The sequence below is a fragment of the Candidatus Zixiibacteriota bacterium genome, assembly GCA_035380245.1.
Classification (GTDB): domain Bacteria; phylum Zixibacteria; class MSB-5A5; order GN15; family FEB-12; genus DAOSXA01.
Genome location: DAOSXA010000003.1, coordinates 312,264 through 331,696, shown reverse-complemented (window position 1 = coordinate 331,696; position 19,433 = coordinate 312,264). Strand labels below are relative to the sequence as shown.

At 52.3% G+C, this 19,433-nt stretch carries 11 protein-coding genes; 5 read left to right on the top strand and 6 right to left on the bottom strand.

Annotated elements, in window-relative coordinates:
- Nucleotides 1-10 precede the first annotated feature (10 nt).
- Both PLF13_11690 and PLF13_11685 read right to left on the bottom strand, forming a co-directional pair.
- On the bottom strand, nt 11-679 hold the full coding sequence (locus PLF13_11690) for a thermonuclease family protein (protein HOP07939.1): 669 nt from the start codon (nt 677-679) through the stop codon (nt 11-13).
- Entirely contained in the window at nt 663-3,071 is a 2,409-nt protein-coding gene (locus PLF13_11685; protein HOP07938.1) for an SMC family ATPase, read from the bottom strand. The genes PLF13_11690 and PLF13_11685 overlap by 17 nt, the downstream gene beginning before the upstream one ends.
- 758 nt (nt 3,072-3,829) lie before the next feature.
- Between PLF13_11685 and PLF13_11680 the strand changes: the two genes are divergently transcribed.
- From PLF13_11680 to PLF13_11670, 3 genes are all read left to right on the top strand, one after another.
- Nucleotides 3,830-8,770 carry a PQQ-binding-like beta-propeller repeat protein gene (locus PLF13_11680; protein HOP07937.1) on the top strand — a complete coding sequence of 1,647 codons (4,941 nt, stop codon included), beginning with the start codon at nt 3,830-3,832 and terminating at the stop codon, nt 8,768-8,770.
- 160 nt (nt 8,771-8,930) lie between these two features.
- Nucleotides 8,931-9,842, top strand: a complete 912-nt coding sequence (locus tag PLF13_11675) for a radical SAM protein (GenBank protein ID HOP07936.1) — start codon at nt 8,931-8,933, stop codon at nt 9,840-9,842.
- Nucleotides 9,835-10,479 carry a M15 family metallopeptidase gene (locus PLF13_11670; GenBank protein HOP07935.1) on the top strand — a complete coding sequence of 215 codons (645 nt, stop codon included), beginning with the start codon at nt 9,835-9,837 and terminating at the stop codon, nt 10,477-10,479. The genes PLF13_11675 and PLF13_11670 overlap by 8 nt, the downstream gene beginning before the upstream one ends.
- Here the strand turns inward: PLF13_11670 and PLF13_11665 are convergent.
- Nucleotides 10,457-10,954, bottom strand: coding sequence for a hypothetical protein (locus tag PLF13_11665; GenBank protein HOP07934.1), 498 nt, complete (start codon nt 10,952-10,954; stop codon nt 10,457-10,459). The two genes, PLF13_11670 and PLF13_11665, sit on opposite strands and share 23 nt — an antisense overlap.
- A gap of 214 nt (nt 10,955-11,168) precedes the next feature.
- Between PLF13_11665 and gyrA the strand changes: the two genes are divergently transcribed.
- On the top strand, nt 11,169-13,595 hold the full coding sequence (gyrA, locus tag PLF13_11660; GenBank protein HOP07933.1) for a DNA gyrase subunit A: 2,427 nt from the start codon (nt 11,169-11,171) through the stop codon (nt 13,593-13,595).
- 9 nt (nt 13,596-13,604) lie between these two features.
- Here gyrA and PLF13_11655 read toward each other — a convergent pair whose 3' ends face one another.
- A complete protein-coding gene (locus PLF13_11655; GenBank protein HOP07932.1) occupies nt 13,605-15,902 on the bottom strand; it encodes a carboxypeptidase-like regulatory domain-containing protein in 2,298 nt (765 codons plus the stop codon).
- 312 nt (nt 15,903-16,214) lie between these two features.
- Between PLF13_11655 and PLF13_11650 the strand changes: the two genes are divergently transcribed.
- Nucleotides 16,215-17,162, top strand: coding sequence for a hypothetical protein (locus PLF13_11650; GenBank protein HOP07931.1), 948 nt, complete (start codon nt 16,215-16,217; stop codon nt 17,160-17,162).
- Nucleotides 17,163-17,215: 53 nt separating this feature from the next.
- Here the strand turns inward: PLF13_11650 and raiA are convergent, their stop codons facing one another.
- Nucleotides 17,216-17,575: a ribosome-associated translation inhibitor RaiA gene (gene raiA / locus PLF13_11645; GenBank protein HOP07930.1), complete on the bottom strand. Its 360-nt coding sequence runs from the start codon at nt 17,573-17,575 to the stop codon at nt 17,216-17,218.
- Between the two features lie 415 nt (nt 17,576-17,990).
- A complete protein-coding gene (gene rpoN, locus PLF13_11640; protein ID HOP07929.1) occupies nt 17,991-19,382 on the bottom strand; it encodes an RNA polymerase factor sigma-54 in 1,392 nt (463 codons plus the stop codon).
- Between the last annotated feature and the right edge of the window lie 51 nt (nt 19,383-19,433).

Sequence of the window (19,433 nt, the reverse complement as noted above, 5' to 3'; positions counted from 1 at the left end):
CCATTATGGATCACGGACGACAACCCCGACAAGGCGACAATCCCTGTCGAAAGGCTTCCTCTCTGGTATCGTATCGAATCAACTTGTCGGCCGGGATGTTCCGGATATAACTGCAACCCGGTCGATGCAGACGAATGCCGTTGGTCGAGACATAGTACGGTTCCGGTTCATGTTCAAAAGCCCAGAGGCCCAGCTTTTTATCCAGGGCCTCTCGTTGCGCCGCGATTAATCGTCCCACCTCGGGTCGTTCGAATTCATCACGTGACAACAAGTATACATATCCAAGTCCCTGATGAATCATCCGGCAGCCGACGAAAACGGTGTCATCGACATAAACATAACCGACCAGACGGCCGTATTTATCCCGCGTCCGGTCCTTAAACTCAACGCGCACTTCCTTACCGGCAATCAGACGCTCCAGACCGACGGTGGCTTCTTCGAAACCCGGTTCTCCGAATTCAGGCGTATCGATATTAGCCAGACGGACTTTATCACCCGAGGCGATCATAAATGTGTCACCATCGATTATCTTCACCACTCGGAATCGTCCGCTGTTCGCAAGATCGGTCTCCCGGTGTCGACTGATTCTCACTATGACCAGGATCAACACCACCGCGATGATCACGATGGAAATAATCCTCCGGCCTGTCGGAGAATACAGTCTAAACGAGCTCGCCATTGACTCTCACCTCCGAATAACCGCGACCAGTGGGTTCCACCTCGATCAACTGCTCCACTCGCTGCTTTAACTCTTCCACATGGGTGATAAGAATAATCTGCGGGAATCGCTGTTTTAATCCCGTCAAGGCATCGATAATCAAATCTCGGCGTTCGACATCCTGCGATCCGAACACCTCATCCAAAATAACGAACGACCGATCCAGTCCGGCCGACTCGGTCAGAGACTGTGAGATAGCCAGACGGAGACAAAGATTCGCGAGGTCCTTTTCACCGCCTGAAAAACGTTCGATCCCGAAAAATTCACCCGAATCCATCAAGCGTAAGTTGTAGTCTTCATCCAGTTCCAGCAGACTGTACCGGCCGTTGGTCATCTCGGAGACAAGACGACTCGACAGCTCGGCCAGGGCCGGACGGATCGAAGCAACTAAATGTTGCTTATATGCCGCCATGAGATTGGCCAATTTTTCACCGTGATGCAAACTGATCCGGGATTCTTCCAGCTCCTCCCGCTCTCGCGCCTGAGTATCGAGTTTTTCCTGAAGACTCGCCAGGTCTTTCTCGGCCAGATGATATTCGTGTTCAGCCTTAGCAGCCTTCTCCCGGGCATCCATGAATTCATTCTGCAGTCGGTTATGATTCTCACTAATCCGGCGGAACTCCTCAGGTGAAAAGCCCAACTTAACCACAACCTGCTCGGCCTGTTGCAGCTCATTCTCCGCCCGAATTGTTTTTTCCGTCAATTTATCCAGTGATTCACGCAGTTCAGGAAGGCGTTCCAACTGCCCCGTTATCCGGTCGTACTCAGATCGGGTACGGCTGAGCTTTTTTTCCTTTTCGAGCAGTTGAGTGTATTCGTGCTCATCGAACGTCTGTTGCGGCAGTTCGGCCAAACGAGCGGCGGCTTCTTGATGCTGTTGCTCTATTTCTTTTCGCCGTTGTTCTAGTTTCTCTAATTCCTTACCGTCGGCCTGAGATGCCTGAGTTAACTCCCGAAAGCGCCTGAACTGAACTTGCGATCTTTTCTCCTGCTCAGCGAGCTTAATCCCGGTTTCTTTATCCTTGGCCAAATTCTCTGAGGCGTTTTTTCGGTCCTGCTCCAACTGGGCGATTTCTTCCGTAAGATGGGCCTTCATCCGGGGCAGATCATCACCCAACGGGCGCAGGCAACGATCACAGACCGAATCCGGTCCGAACTGCTCGATATTTCCCAGTTGCTTCCGTAAAAGGTCGATATCCCTGACCAGCCGCTCGAGCTCGGCCTTGCGAGTTCCATACTGCTCACGTGCTTTGTTCACGGCTGCAGCCGCTTCATTTGATAGAGACTCTATATTATGAGGAATTCCCTTGAGCTCGGTTATTGTCGCCTGATGCCGCTGCCGGGCCTGGTTATTTTCTTCGGTGTTCCGCTCTAAATCACAACCGTTTTTCTCCAGTTGCTTCTCCAGAGTCACCCGCAGTTGCTGTCGTGCCCGAGCTTGTTCCAAATCCTTAAGTTGACCCCGGAGAATTTCCAGAGGTTTGGTCTGCTCTTCCAGTTCCCGGTGTTTTTTCTTAAGTCCCTCCAATTGCTTCAATTCGTCGGCCAGATTCTTTTTTTGTTCTTTTAAATACTCGCTGGTCTGGCGTACCGCCTGAAGCTCTGATTGTGCCCGAGAATGCTTATCCTTGAGAGTCTGAGCTTGAGACAGCTTCTCAACCGCCTCCTTATATAGCTGGTCGAGCTTATCCATTTGTTGACGGAATTGATCTTTCTGATCAGCCAGACCGGCCAGACGCTCCTGATGGATTTTCATTTCGTCTTTTATCCGGCTCTCCGGTACGAGCCTTCGACTGATATACTCCGCCTGACCGGCATACCCCCGATTGTCTTCTTTGATCCGCGCCATGACCTTGTCCAGTCGATCGATCCCGAGCATCCCGGCCAACTGCGAACGCCGCCGCGCCGGCTGAAGGTCCGACAAAGCATTTAATTCCTGCTGACGCGCTAAAAAGGAGGTCTGAAATCCCTCATAATCTAGCCCGATCAACTGGGCAATATATCCCTGGGTCTCACGAATCCCCACCGATTCGGAGTTATTGCCGCGATACAGCTCTACCTCGGCCCGTTCCGATTTCCCCACCAGACGCCGAATCAGGCGATACTTCTCACCTTTGGATTCGAAATAAAGCTCAACCGAACAAGCCTTTCCGGGACTGGCTGTTTGGGTTTTTATTTCATTTTTGCCCGATCGGGCTGCCGGATTTCCATAAAGCGCCCACGCGACAGCCTCCACGAGCGTGGATTTCCCCGCGCCGTTGGGACCTACTATTCCAATAACGGCGTCCTCCAGTTCGATTCGGGCTGATTGAATCACCCGGAAATTGGCAATATCGACAGCAAAGAGTTTCATTTGAATTCGTTCAATCATCTGATTTTCGCACCGGAAGTCAAGCCAAATGCCTCAAGTAATGGGTCAATCAGGACGAAATGTGACTTTGTTGTCATAAAACAGGTGAGGGGAAAAGCCCATACCCGAATCCTGTAAAGGCCTGCCAATCAAGGAAAAATCAATGGTACATGCCTTTTTTCCCTTGACAAATCAGGGAAATGTGGTACTTTCCGTTCGAGCGTGTGTTAAGCTGCATTCTGGTACGAGAGCCAAACAGTTACCGGAGAGCGGCAGTTACTTCCTCTTTTTTTAGAGACTAAGACAGATAAAGACTCCCCGAATCGCTTTTTCGGAAGTGATTTAGTGTGCTTGTCAAATCAATGAAAAGGGTTTGTGTTGATTTGATCGGCTGGGTCAATCTTTAACGTCTGACGTCTTGCCTTTCCAATTTTCCGCTTACCTTACACTAACTTCAACCAACGTTGCTGTAAGTGTACCTTGCAAGCAATAGGAGGTGAGATTAGTAACCTGATCGAATTTTCTTGGCACAGATTGCTTGATAATGATCGCAACAATGGGTAAAGCCGGTTTTCCGGCTAAATCCGACTCCAAAGAATTGGAAGATAATGAATTCGTTAACTAAAGCTGTTATCCCACCTTCCCTAGACAAAAACGGGATCTGGCAAAATGCCTCATGGCTGCCGATAATTTTGGTATGCCCGGTAATTTGCCTACTGAAGTTAATGAATTTACAGTTTTTCCTTTTTAAGGAGGAATAAATGTTAAAAAGACTGATATTCGCAGTATTCGTTATGGGTTTGGTTTTGGCCCTAAGCGGTACGGCAATTTCAGACATTGGGAAAAAAGATGGGCTCAACCAGGTCGTGACGGCAAACCCGAACGCCCTGTTGCTCGGCCAGGAACAAACTGCTGGTCAGGCTCAACCCACCTTTAAGAAGCCCGCCAGCGCCTTGATAGAAGTTCAGTTGTCCGGCGTAGCACCCACTCCTCCGTCAAACTACTATTGTGAGTATGACGCTTACTACGACGACACCGCGACTTCTGTCTACGTCTGGACTATTCCGGACTCTTATGGCGACGACCTCTTCAACACCCGCTTTACGGTTGATGAGGGCGTGATCTGTTCCCTGAAGGTGGGTTGGTTACTCATGTATGGCGGCTATACTGCTGGTACGCCAGACTTGAGAATCTACCTCTGGGACGACGATGGCTTTGGATTCCCGGGTAACAAGCTCGACTCGGGCGATGTTGCTTATGCCGACCTGCCGGGTGGATTTGGTTGGGTGTCTGCAGACTTTACCGCTAACGGCAACGATTGGGTCTTCAATGAGCTGGAAGAGTATCACATTGGTTGGACGGTTTCTAACCAGGATGGTACCAACACCGCTGCTATAGTTTCCGATAAGGCCACTGGCTCATATGCCGGTGAAGAACGCAATATCGAGAACTATAGTGGTTCCTGGGGTTCCATGCTCAACGATTGGGGAGGCGATTATGCCTTCTTTATCGAGTCCGAGCGTTGCTGCTATGAGCTGCCTTTCTCCGATTGCTATTCTCAGAGCTATGATGAGGGTGTTGCCTACGTTTGGAGGGCTCCTCACGACATTTATGACATTTATGACTACGGCGAGCGGTTCAGCGTTTCCGGTCCGGAAACCCTGCAATCGGTCGACATGGCCATTTATGACTTCGAAGGTGCTTCCTGGCAAAACGCTGGTATAGTCGGAAACGACGATATCATTGCCACCGTCTGGGACGTGGATGGTGGTACTGGCATGCCGGGCACCGCGATTGCTCAGGTAACTATAACCGCCGGATCGTATCCATTCTATCCGACCTATACTACCTTTGATTTCTCCTCATTCAACCTGGTTATGACCGAGGATTTCTACGTCACCTTCAATTCGACCGGTGATTTTTCTGCCGGCGACTACGAAGTCCTGCTTTCGGATGATGAGACCACCCCGAACGGCAGAAGCGTCTGCTACTACGGTGGTGACTGGTACACTATGGGTGATCTGTGGGGTATAGACGTCGACATGAAAATGACGGCGAACCTCTGTATCGATCCATATTCCAACTGCGGTTCGTATTCATACTTCACCGGCCTGTCATACTACTGGAGTCTGCCGGATGCCTATGGCGACTACATGAACGCCCAGCGTATCAAAGCTATCGGCGAAGAATGTAAGGTTGGCGAAGTTTACTGGATGCTGTATAACGCCAGCGATGCCGGCGTTGACAGTTACCTCTACGACTCCAAGATCGCTGTCTACAGCGACGTGGCCGGCGCTCCGGGCACCGAGCTGGCTTCGATCACCGTTACTCCGGCTGAGTATGTTACTTACCCGGCCTGGCAGGTAGTTGACTTCCTGCCGCTCGATGTTAACGTGACCGAATACTACTGGATCGCGATCGAGTCTCAGGCTACGACTACCCTCGATATCTTCACCCTCACCGATAACGGTGGCGGCGGCTTCTCTTACAGTGCAGCCGAATACTGGGGTAGTTGGGGTTATATGTATGACGATTGGTCAGGCCTTGGCGGCGATGATATCGCCTTCGTGGCCGGCGCCGATCATTGCTGCATCCCGTTCGAAGAGCGTTGGTGCGGCGATCCGGCCGGTTCAATTGATCCGGGCTGGTCGACCTTTAACCACGATGCCGCCCGCAGTGGCGCTTCGCTGGTTCCGTTGAGCGATGCCTGGTGCGACCTGACTTTGACCTGGGACTACCAGCATCCGTCACAGCAGTCGTTGTTCACCCACCCGGTTATGTTTGACGGCAAACTTATCCAGTCGTTCAACAACGAATATCGGGTGTACTACTTCGACGGCACTCTTGCGTATACCATCTCCGGCTTCCCGCTCGGTGACAATATGCGCACAACCCCGACTGTCGTCGCGATGGATATCGCGAGCACTCCGACCAACGTCGTGTTCATCGGCGGTGGTACGCAGCAGTCGGTGGCCGCTTACAATTTCGATGACGGTTCTCTTATCTGGAGCCGTGACATCGGTACCGTGGGCCCGACCGGCCTGTTCGGTAACTTGATTTACTCTGCGATGATCTACGTCGACGGCGTCCTGTACTGGCCGACCGACGCCGGTAGCATCGTAGCAGCCGACGCCGAGACCGGCGATCTCTACACTGGTTGGACCACTAACCCGGTCGAACTGAGTGGCGACGTTGGTCAGTGGGGCGTGACCGATGGTAACAACCTGTACTTCGGTACCTACACTGCTTCCAACACCGATGGTGACCTGTTTGCTATTAGCTGCGCCACAGGCGATATCGTCTGGCAGTTGTCCTCCGCGGGCGGCATGCAGGGTAACACGGTCTTCCCGACCGAAGCCATCTCCGGTGAAGGTTTCAACGGTTCCGGCTCTTACGAGAACGGCATCCTGTATGCCAACGCTCGTATTTACAGCGGTGACCACCCGTCAGACGGTGTGCTGTACGCCATCAACGTTGCCGACGGCAGCATCAAGTATGCTGTTGCTTCAGCTCGTACGATCCGTACCTCGCCGATCATTGACGAGAATACTCTGTACATTCCTAACTACTCGCGTTGGGTCACTCCGCCGGTTGGCGGCGCCATTGCAGCCCATGCCAAGAATACTGGCTCCATTATTTGGGCTTACAAGGATCCCGATGCCGGTGGTTACTATTCGAACCCGGTGCTCTCCTGCGAGCCGGATGGTGCTCCTGACCTCCTGTTCTGCGGTGGCCACACCGGTTTGTTCGTCTGCTTGAGCACCGACGATGGTGACGAGATTTATCGTCGTCGTATCGATTACGGTCTCCCGTTCAACTCAATGTGGAACGGCGGCTGTATCGGCCCGAACGGCGAGATGGCTTTCTCGCACTACTACGGTGGTTTGAGCTTCATGGAGAAGGGTGTTGATCGTCCGCGTCTGGAAATCCAGACCTACAACCCGGCCGCTCCGGTCGAGTTCGGTTCTGCGACTTCCGTCCCGGTTACCTTCGACAACATCATCACCAACACCGGTTGTACTGACCTGAACATCAGCGCCATTACGACCGATGAATTCTGCGATAACCCGTACACCCCGGAATTCACTTCGGTGCGTCCCGATGTACTCGATAACGCTACAACGATTGCCGATCGTTTGACCAACGACTTCGCCAAAGCTCCGATTATGCGCGAAGAAGTCAACGAGCTTGCTTCAGTCCGTTACGACCGTGGTGAGCGCGTCCTGAACGCCGGCACTCGTGCCCGTCCGGCTTTCGTCCAGACTGCCACCAACACGGAAGGTATTCTGGCCCCGACTCTGCCGGCCGTGGTTGCTCCCGGCGACTCTCTGAGCATTACTGTCGACATCAACCAGTCCCTCATCCTTCGTGGCCCGCAGTACTTCTGCATGTACATCGATTCGGATGATCCCGACTTCTACCTGAATGCTTCGTTCGGCTACCTTGAGCTGCCGTGCATCCAGGCTACCATCGTCGGTGGCTGTTTGATCGACACGACTCAGTTGAGCTTTGGTTTGGGTGGAGCTAATACCCAGACCGTATACAACACCGGTCGTATTGCTACCGGTGACGACTGGGCGGAACCTTGGGGATTCGATATCGACGGCGACGCCGAATCGATGTTCCAGGGCTCGTACCTCTACGCGACCAGCACCTACGAGATTGCTATCAATACGCAGGCCTGGCACGGCGAGGGCGAAGAATCCTCCTATGTTTCCATGCAGCCGGATCCGAACTACTTCGATAACGATTGCCATGCCGCTCTCGAGATCGACGTTGCTCTCGGCAGCTACTCTACCGACGGTATCACCTATACCGACATCACTGGTGATATGGTCCACAAGAGCTACCTTGACTCCGTCCAGAACTTCGACGACGGCGGCGGTTGGGATTGGACCTGGTTCGAGGCCCCGTTTGATAACTCCTATACGATGGGTCTCTACGTCAATACTCGTACAACGGGTGCTTACGACTTCGAGCCTCTCAAAGACCTCACCGTTGAGATCTTCGAGATCACCGAGCGTAACGGCAACGCCGTGCCTAACTGGAAGTTCGGAGCTACCTTCGACTACGACCTGGGCACCGACGTTGTTGGCATTAACCAGGATGCCTCTGTTGTATACGACTATGACGAAGGTAGTGCCGATGTCGCCTGGGGTCAGATTAAGCTGCCGTTTGGCTGCGCTTCGACCCCGACCGCTGTTCTTGGCAAGGCCAAGAACGCTCGCGGTTTGCACGGCAACGGTGCCTGGTGGGAAGATATCTATCTTGATTCCGCATACACCTTCATGAGCATGCCTGCGGGCGCGACTCAGCAGGATGGTACTACCGATGCGGAATGCCACTTCACGCTGCTTGAGCACGACTTCACGGCTAACGAGACGATCTCGTTCGCTATCGTGAACTTTGCCTTGCACGGTCTGGCTGATGCAAGTCTTCCTGAGAACTACACTGACCTTGGCTACCTCTGCAACAAGTGGGTTGGCTTTGGTCGTGGTGATGTGAACAATGACGGCTTGATTAACCTTGCTGACATCGTTTACCTCAACAACTACGTCATGTTCGGTGGCCCGGGCCCGATTCCGTTCATGCATCTCGGTGATGTCGATGGCGTCACCGGTGTGGATGGTGCGGACGTTGCCTATATGCTGAATTGGTACTTCGGCAACGGCGACTGCCCGATCTCCGACTGGGCGTTCTAATTCGAGAGTTAATCTACTCGGATAGATTGGAGCGAGGACTTTGGTCCTCGCTCCTTTTTTTTATTCAATCCCCATTTGGCGTATAATCTCCCAAACCTTATATTGTCCGACGATGATGAAAAACGAAGACCTTATACGACTACGCCGGACACACCCGCTAATGGACCAGACCGAATGTGTCGGTTGTCCGCATGAATGCCATGCCGACCGCAGCGGGATAAAACCCGGGGTTTGTGGTTGCGATAATCGTTTGCGGGTAGCCTCGGTCTGCCGTCATCTGGGCGAAGAACCGGTTATCTCCGGTGAGACCGGTATCTGCAACATTTTTTTCGGGCACTGTAATCTGCAATGTCGATTCTGTCAAAATTACCAGATAAGCGACAATCATCGGCCTCTTAACTCGTTTGATGACTCCCTGAACCGGGTAGTTAACCGTATTGAAGCGGTCCTGAACGAGGGCGCACGCGGCGTCGGTTTTGTCTCTCCCTCACACTGCATTCCGCAGATGCTCGATATCATCATCGAACTGCAACGACGTAATATCTACGAGACCTGTGTATTTAACTCCAACGGCTACGACCGACCCGAAGTCGTAGCACTCCTGGAACCGATCATTCCGGTCTGGCTGCCTGACTTCAAATACAGTGACGACCACCTGTCCCGGGAATACTCAAACGCTCCCGACTATCTCAGGCATGCCGGCGCCGCGATCGTGCAGATGTACAACCAGGTCGGAGCGGATATCGAACTCGACGATGAGGGGAAAATCACCCGGGGGCTGGTCATTCGACACCTGGTCCTGCCCGGTCAGGTGGAAAACAGCCTCGGTGTCCTCAGATTCATCGCCGAACAACTTTCTCCCGACGTCCATATCTCATTGATGTCGCAATACCATCCGACTGAAAATGTACAATGTCATCCGGATCTTGGTCGTCCCTTGTACGAATATGAGTACGAGGCGGTATTGGATGAATTCGAACGTCTTGGATTTTATCGCGGCTGGATTCAGGAGTTATCCAGTTCGGAGAACTATCGACCCGATTTCGATCGTAAGGATCCTTTCAATGAATAGACTTACTCTGCCGTTTACGTATCTGGTACTTGCTATCGTAACCCTTATAATTGCTTCGACGGTGACCGCTCAATGTCCTGAAACAATAATCCTCAATTCCACCAGCTATGCCGTTCCGGAGCAATGGAGAGATATCTGCATCGATTCAACTCGTTTGGCCGATACTTCACGGCTGGTTAAACTTCCGGAAAAGTTCTGCTTCCAGGGATACCGGATTTTCGTAACACCTGAGACACGTCGGGCGTTCGAGGCCATGGCCGATGCGGCGAGAAAGGACAGCGTGATCTTCACGGTCAAATCGGGCTATCGCTCCTCTTCATACCAGAAAACGCTTCTGCGTAAACGCATGGATAAAGGCATGTCGTTTGCCGAGGCTTGCCGCTATGTGGCCCCTCCCGGTTTTTCAGAACATGAAACCGGCGCGGCGCTTGATCTGACCGTCACCAAAGGCACTTTTGCCGGATCGACGGCTTATCGCTGGCTGAAAGAAAACGGAGCACGTTTCGGATTTGTCGAGACGTATCCCGACGACTCCCTCGCTCAACTCCCCTGGGAACCCTGGCATTGGTGTTATAATCCGGAAGAGGCGACAGAACACGCGGGAGCGTCCTCGGTCAGCGCATCTTCCCCAAATTGAACCAGGCTTTGTCCTCCGGATTATCGGAAGCTCCGGCTCGGAGACGAAAACAAAGACTATCCGGACCTATCATTTGGGCCTCGATTAAATACATATTCTGATCCTTCCGGCGAGAGCCTTTAATCTGACTCCCCTCAACGACCCCGTAATAGGTAACGTAATGGCCGAACCCGTCCCAGATTTCCCAGGTGAGAGAATCGGTCGCATCATCGATCCATAAATGACCGCTGTCGGAATAATTGAACAGGAATTTCGAACCATGCAGAGACGTTTTGATAAACCCGCTGTCCGGCACATCTACGAATTCCGCAGTCCCTTCGATATCCAACCTGATTCCCGTTACCGGCATTAAGAATCCGCCACTCCCCTGCCAGACACCGATGAGATTATGTAAGTCCAGATTGTCGGCCGCCTGAGCAAAAACGGCAATAATGACTGACCAAAAGATAGCGATGAAGATGTTTCTCTTATGCATTGAAGACCTTTCCCAAATCATTATACACGATATCTACGACGATGTACGGCGTCACCTAAAAAATCCCCCGAACAACGCCACAACCACATGCAACACAATAAGATATAGTGGAAATTGGAGGCGTTTTTTAGTTGCTATCGGTGGCTTTTACATGTAGTTTTATTGATTGTAGATTAAGGTTCGTGAACTGCTTTCATGGAAGGATTCATCGTTTATGCCGCTTGAGCGTGAGAAGATAGAGCCCATATACCTCGAAGACGAAATGAAATCGTCTTATCTGGATTATTCGATGTCGGTCATCACCAATCGGGCCTTACCGGATATCCGTGATGGTCTTAAACCGTCCAATCGACGCATCCTGGTGGCGATGAACGACCTCAACCTTATTCCCGGCAAGGCACACCGCAAATGCGCCAAAATTGCCGGCGACACCTCGGGCAATTATCACCCTCACGGCGAGCAAGTAGTCTACCCGACACTGGTCCGAATGGCTCAGGATTTCAACATGCGCTACCCGCTGGTCGACGGTCAGGGGAACTTCGGCTCAGTCGACGGCGACGGCGCCGCGGCCATGCGATACACCGAAGCTCGCATGACTCCGCTGGCAGTAGAGATGCTGGCCGACCTTGACAAGGAAACGGTCAATTTCGTTGACAATTATGATGCCACCCGCCAGGAGCCGGTAGTTCTCCCGGGGAAATTCCCGAACTTGATTTGTAACGGCACAACCGGTATCGCGGTCGGTATGGCGACCTCGATCCCGCCGCACAACCTCACCGAGGTGGCCCAGGCCATTGAAGCGGTGATCGATGATCCCGACCTCAGCAACGAGGAACTGATGGAGCTGGTGCCGGGTCCCGACTTCCCGACCGGCGGTATTATCAACGGCCGTGAGGGCATCCGTGAGGCTTTCACTACCGGCAAAGGTCGTTTGCTGGTTCGCGCTCGCGCCGCCATCGAACGCCTTAAAAGCGGCAAAGAAATGATTGTCGTCACCGAGATCCCATATCAGGTCAACAAAGCCAATCTGCTCGAAAAAATAGCCGATCTCGTGAGAGACAAAGCGATTGAAGGTATCGCTGATCTGCGGGATGAATCCGATCGCGACGGCATGCGGATCGTCATCGAACTCAAGCGCGACCAGCAGGCCGATATCGTTCTCAACCAGCTCTACAAACACACCACCATGCAGGTGACATATTCGGTCATCATGCTCGGTCTGGACCACGGCGTACCGAAAACTCTCTCACTCAAGCAACTCATTCAGGCCTTCATCGACCACCGCCATGAAGTGGTCGTGCGCCGCACCAAATATGACCTGCGCAAAGCCGAAGAACGCGCTCATATCCTTGAAGGATATCGCATCGCTCTCGACAACATCGACGAGATCATCGCCCTGATTAAAGCATCCAAGGATACTCCCACGGCCAGGGCCGGCTTGATGAAAAAATTCAAGCTGAGCGAGATTCAGGCCACGGCCATCCTCGAAATGCGCCTGCAGCGTCTGACCGGCCTCGAACGCAAAAAAATCGAGGACGAATACCGCGAGCTGATCAAGCGAATCTCGCAGCTCAAGGCGATTCTCGAATCCAAGGCCCTCAGGATGAAGATCATCAAGGATGAAACCAGTGACCTGGCCAAACGTTTCGGCGACGATCGCCGCACCGAGATTCAGGACACGGCCGACGAGCTGACCGTCGAGGACCTGATCGCCGAAGAAGAAATGGCCATCACGATCTCACACCTCGGCTATATCAAGCGACTGAGCGTCTCTTCCTACCGTCGTCAGAACCGAGGCGGCAAGGGAGTGATCGGTATCGAAACCAAGGAAGACGATTTCGCCGAGCACCTCTTTATCGCTTCCACTCATGACTATATCCTGTTCTTCTCCGACCGCGGTCGCTGTTACTGGGTGAAAGTTCATACTATCCCGGTCGGCGGCAAACTGGCCAAGGGCAAACCGATCGTCAATATGTGTCAGCTTGAAAAAGGCGAGAAGATTTCGGCTTTCTGTCGCGTCCGGCAGTTCGTTTCGGATCAATACGTGGTGATGACCACCCGTAACGGCGTTATCAAAAAGACTCCGCTGGATGCTTTCTCCAACCCCCGTGTGACCGGCGTCAATGCCATGAATTTGCCGGTCGATGATGAGTTGATCGAGGTCGCCCTGTCCGACGGCACCAATGATGTCATCCTCGCTACCCGCAAAGGCATGGCGATTCGTTTTCCGGAAACGGCCGTTCGTCCGATGGGCCGCACCGCCTACGGCGTCAAAGGCATCAACCTCGGTAAAGGAGACTATTCCATCGGCATGGTAGTCGCCAAACGCGACTCATCGTTGCTGGTCGTGACCGAGAACGGCTACGGCAAACGGACCAACATCAACGATTACCGCATCACCAATCGCGGCGGCAAGGGTGTGATCAACGTGAAGACCTCCGAGCGTAACGGCGAGGTAGTCGCGGTGAAGGAAGTTCTCGACAACGATGAGTTGATCCTGATCACCCGGCACGGGATCGCCAATCGCCAGGCGGTTAAAGACATCAAGGTTATCGGGCGGAACACCCAGGGCGTAAGATTGATTACGCTCAAGGGGGACGACCTGGTTACAGATGTCGCCCATCTGGCCAAGGATGAGTGAAACGAACCGTTAAAACTCGAGTCGATAACCGATACTGGGGAGAATGCCGCTGTCGTACACATAGCCGTCGGCGGCATTGACGATGGCATTGGCATGATTGGTGGCGTTGGCCACGTTGAAGAAAAGCTGTGAACCGCCGAAGCTGTATGAAAGGTGCAGGTCGAGACTGACGTTGACCGGGAATCGTTCGCCGTTCTCTTCGGACAGGTAATTGCGGTAGTAATCATCACTATATCGATCCGCATCAGTCGTATAATTCGCAACCGTATATGACGTGTAGGCGTTACCGGATCGTACTGCCAGGTTGATCCCCGCCTGAAGTCGTTTGCTGAAACTGTAATCGGTCTGAATTACCAACCGGTGTGGAGCTGACAAATCGTAGGGCGTTTCGATACCATCCGTTCGCTGTACGGCATGAACGTAGTTATAAAACGCATAGATATCCAGTTTGCCGCCGACCAGACCGTTCCTCTCGTAAGTCACATCGGCTCCGACAAAACGCGCCTGTCCCGATGAAGTTACCCGAATGAATCCTTCACCCGCAACACCGGCCTCATCCACCGCGGAAAAATCCGGTCCCACCACCGGCAGTCCGTTAATAGCTTTGGCAAACAAACCCAGCTTCACTGAACGATAGCTGAACTGAGCCGACGCTAAACGACTATACACCGGCGTCAAACGGGACAACTGATCACGAACCAACACCTGATACGGCTGTAGGATACGATCTATCGGACTCGCGGCGAATGTCCCCGCGAACAATTCCAGCTTGCTCTGCTCCCCCGTCTTATAGCTGAAACGAGCCCTGAATGTGGCAGCAATACCATCAGACAGATTATCGAACCGTTCCAGCCTCCCGCCGACTTCATGACTGAACCGTTCGCCCTCGTGTTTCCGGCTGAGATATACCGCGACATCATGCCCGGTTATCGAGCCTTCGGCTTTCGCATAGAGGCTGTTCAACTCCTCCTGATACACGAACGGTACATCGCTGACGGCATCCGGCGGAGTGAAATTCCAATTAGCTTGTTTCATTTGGTAATCACGTCGCAGCGTATGGTTTGTCTGTACACCGACTACCCAGGTATCGTTTTCGTTAATCAGACTTCCCTGATAATCAATCTGAGCGAGGGTAGTATTTTCTTCCAGTCGCAACGAAAAATCGCTGATCGAAGCAGCCGTTCCGCGGGTGACCGGATCGGCATGATATTTCTCGACACCATCGCGCACTGCCGCCGACAGACGGTGCATTATCCGGTTTCCGAGATATTCGAATCGAGCCGAAACGAGATGTTCCCCGGCATGCTGCGCGACCGTGACCCCGTCGCTGTTCCGGGTAGAGCCATCCAGTTCGAACGACAGATAATCCCGCACATGGTACTGATCGACAACCAGGCGGGTACGGTCCGAGGGACGCCAGCCGGTGGAAATGAAAATATCCTGGAAATTGGTGGGAGGTATCGTGCGGCGGTCGGAACGCAGATCGAGATAATGCACCAGCTTGTCTAAAACCGATTTGCGTAACGAGCCCAAAGCGAAAAATCGCTCGTTTCCTATCGCCAGCGAACCGTTGGTCTCTATCAATGAAAGGCTGTAACTGCCGGTTAAGGGTTGCGCAAAAGACTCCGGGGTGCTGAGCGAAACGGCCGCAGGAAGACCGAACTCCGCTCCGGTGCCTCTCGGCTGGAGAATAATATCATCGACGACCGAAGCCGGGATGATGGAGAAAGTGCCGAAATGATTCGGATCGCGTCCGACATTGACACCATTGATGAAATAATCAGGGCTGGTGCCGTGAATACGAAGTTTGGAAGAATGCGCCGAACCGGCCCGCGCCACCGAAGGAGCGACAATGGCACTGGTGAGATTGGAGGGAATTGGTGATTGCACCGCGCGATGGTCGACTTCATCGGAAGACATCGATATTTCCGATGATTCCTCACCGGCAGCAACGGCTACCTTAATCGATTCCACCTGATATGTCACATTTTCCAATTTGACGGTAATGCTGTCGACAAAATCTCCGGATTTCACCGATAACCGCTCGGTCCGGTAACCTACCGCCGATACCACTAGCGTCAACTCACTGCTTTCAGCCGGGACATTCAGACTGAAGCAACCTGCCGTATCAGTCGCCTGTCCCCCGGCTATCACACCATCTTGCAACAACACCACTGATGCACTGACCAAAGGCCGACCATCCCGGTCAACAACCCTGCCGGTCATATCGCCGGTACCGGCCGAGGTCTTCATAACCACCAGCAATCCCGCAGCAAGCAAAACAATCCTGATTAGCCAGAGTCTCATAAATTTCTCCGGACATATTCAGGACAAGCCTCGTGCCTATTATATCACCCTTCCCCGACATTAAGTAACACGAAGGAACACTATGATTTACGGGGCATGCTCAGCGATTGAACATTATGCAATCAGACCACCGGTTTGCAATCGGGAGCACATACCTGATGCCGATTACACAGGCGGATTGTTATGACAGGTCAGGATTTCTAATCGTATAATCCCCTCCTTGGAACGTCTGCATTGAGAAGTTATATTGCTTCGATGTAATAACCGGGTTAACCGGCCGGTTGCTTTCGATATTCCGATATTGAGATAGTAATGAAGTATCTCGACTACAGCGTCATGCCTGACATACTGCATAGATTTTTCCCGGATAACGCAAGCAGATTGGTCGGCCCCGGTTATAAGGTCGATTCCGGTTATTACGATATCATCCGCTTTTTCAACTCTGGTCACCACCCGGACGAAATAAAAATCAACTGCCTGGAAAGCCAATTCCACTTTCGGGATGATCTTATTGACCGTTTCGCTCGCCGGACAGCCGATGGCATGAAGGCTGAAGGCCGCTTGTTTGACGGTCCTCCGGCGATGCACCTGGTTAAGGCGGATTTCACCTCGCCTCAATCCTGCCTGACCGTATGCCGATGCGATTACGGTCTTCAGGCCGGATCCTGTTTTGCTCTTGATATGCCGGATGAGTTGTTCATAGACAAAGGCGGCAGCTTGCGTGAATACTATCTCAGGATCGGTACCGATCGCACCGGTTACTCTCCCCTGCCCGCTTGCCTTGGTGTCTGCGGACTACTGCTCAATCGCTGGGAGAACCGGTATTCCCTCTGGGTGGCTCACCGTTCCCCACAACTGGCCTCATTGGAAGACAGCATCGGGCCTTCGGCGGCCGGTTCGGTCGACTATTCCATAACCAATGCCACTCTCGATCGACTGGCACATTCCGCCATGGTTACTGAGATCAGCGAAGAGTTAGGGCTGAACAAAAACGAATACCGTCTCACCTTGCTTGCTTTCGCCCGCGAGATTTTTCGTGGTGAAAAGCCACAGTTGTTTTTCCTGATCGAAACAAACCAGCCTGAACCAGATCTCTTCCATCTCCTGAAGGAAGCTGCGATACATTCCGGGGAAGCGGAGTCGATGCACCGAATGGATTGTGATCGGTACGGCAATGTTACCCCTGAGGATCTAGTTTGCCTTAACCACGAGGCGGCAGCTAATCTTCACCTGATTCGCGAGTATCTCAATAACAGATAAAAAAACCGCCCGGATTGAAACCGAGCGGTTAAATTTGTCTTGGTCGATAGCCGTTACAAATCGACCGAATCAGGATCGGTGGAAGGCTTGGTCAGAGCGTCCTTGGTCTCCACTATTTCCTCAGGTCGCCGTTCCTTGAGTTTCCCCTTGTACTTCTTGAGTTGTGCTTTAACCTTGTCGACAGCTACTCCGATTGAGTTGTACAAATCATCGGTATCCCCGGTGCCGGTAAGTGTATCCTTGTAAACCTTAACCCGCAGTTCTGCGGTGCGTCGATGTCGTTCTTTGTCGAGAATTAACTCTGCGGAGATGATATTGTCGAAATAGCGGGTCAAACCCTCAATCTCCCCCTCCGCATGGGCTTTCATCTCATCGGTGAGATCAAAATGGCGAGCAGTTATAATAGTCTGCATGGTTGAACGACTCCTTTCCATGCGATCATTATAGAAGTTTACTCTCTGTGACACTAGCTGCGCACCCCTTTGTTGTTTCGGTTTGAAATCATTAAATCCCCTGTCACCGGTACGCAGTTGTCACACCCCATGACTTCCGGAATCGGTTTGTGGCTGTATATGTGCTCCGTATACTCCGACTTGTAACCGCCTGTCGATTCCAAAATCATGGTTTCTACTCAATTCAAATATAAACGAAGGTGAAACGAAAAAAACATCAAAAACTTGGGGACATTTGTATGCTCTTTATCTGTTATACGAACCTGCCCTTCGGTTGGTTTAGCCAGACACCCCCAATATAAACAAAATGTCGAAAATCCGCTCCGGTTAAGCTTTTTGCCCAATTCCACGGTCTTCATCAGACGCAGTGTAACCGTCAACCGACTCGTTTACGAAGTCTCGCCGGAGGCAGCTTTAACTCCTCGCGATACTTGGTGACGGTTCTTCGAGCCAACTGGATTCCCTCGTCGTTGAGTCGACGATATATCTCCTGGTCGGAATAAGGCTTGTCCGGCGGCTCGGCTTTGATGATCTCATCGATCCGTTGCTTAACGGATCGTTTGGACATTTCCTCACCATCTTCTCGAGCAATACCGGAGTTGAAGAAATACTTGATTTCGTGTACGCCGTACGGCGTCTGGACGTATTTTCCACTGGAGACACGGCTGACGGTAGCCACATTCATATCGACCATCTGAGCTACGTCTTCCATTATCAACGGTTTAAGAAAAGCCGGGCCATGTTCAAAAAACTCATGCTGGCGTTGTATAATCGCCTCCATTACCCGGATCATGGTCGAACGACGCTGGTTAATCGCATTCAGCAGCCAACGCGCCTGCTCCAGCTTTTGCTTGATATAACTCTTAGTCTCTTTGGAAGAGCTGTTGCCGCGTTTCATCAGTGAACGATAACCGCTATTGATCCGCAGCCGCGGGACATGCGAGTCATTGTGCATAACCTCGTAATCATCGCCGAACCGTTCTACTATCAGATCAGGAACAACCGGCATCGCACCGGAGTCGAATCGTCCTTGAGCCGGAGTCGGCGACAAGCCCTTGATGGTGTTCATCGCCGCCTGAGCTTTCTCGACCGGTACGCTCATAAGCTTGGCTACCTGGAGAATGCTTTTCCGGTCGAGGTCTTTAAGATGCTCATCGACAATGCGATAGGCTAAGGTTCCGGTCATATCGCGGTCACGCAGTTGGATCAGGAGCGATTCCCTAAGATCACGAGCTCCGACACCAGGCGGATCGAATCGCTGAATCTGGTCTACCATCGCTTGAACCTTTTCAGGTTCGATCTCCAGTTCGCTGGCCATCTCAGCTACCGATATCGTCAGATAACCTTCGGGAGAGATGTTACCGATGACATACTCGCCTATCAGGCATTCCTCCTCGGACAATTTCAGCAACGAAAGCTGCTCCAATAAATGTGAATAGAGGTTTTCCTGCTGAGCAGCTGTTCCTTCGAATCGATCTTCAGGGTGCTCGCGCTGCTCGCGGACTTTGTAACCTTCTTCGTCGTCAAGCAACTCACCCCAATCAACATCCGACTCACTTTCACTCGAAGGTTCTTCTTTGGTCAGATCGAATTCATCCTCGCGTTCCTCTACCTCAGGCTCCTCGACTTCTTCGAGTAAGGGATTGGTGGCGAGTTCATGACGGATAGTCTGTTCGAGCTTGAGCACGGGCATCTGCAGCATCTTCAGGGACTGAATCAACTGCGGAGCAAGCGTCTGTTTGAGTTTAAGCTGAAGTCCGAGTTTCATATACTTAACTTACCTATGGTCTGAAAGCCTATTCCCGGGGCAGTTTATTCC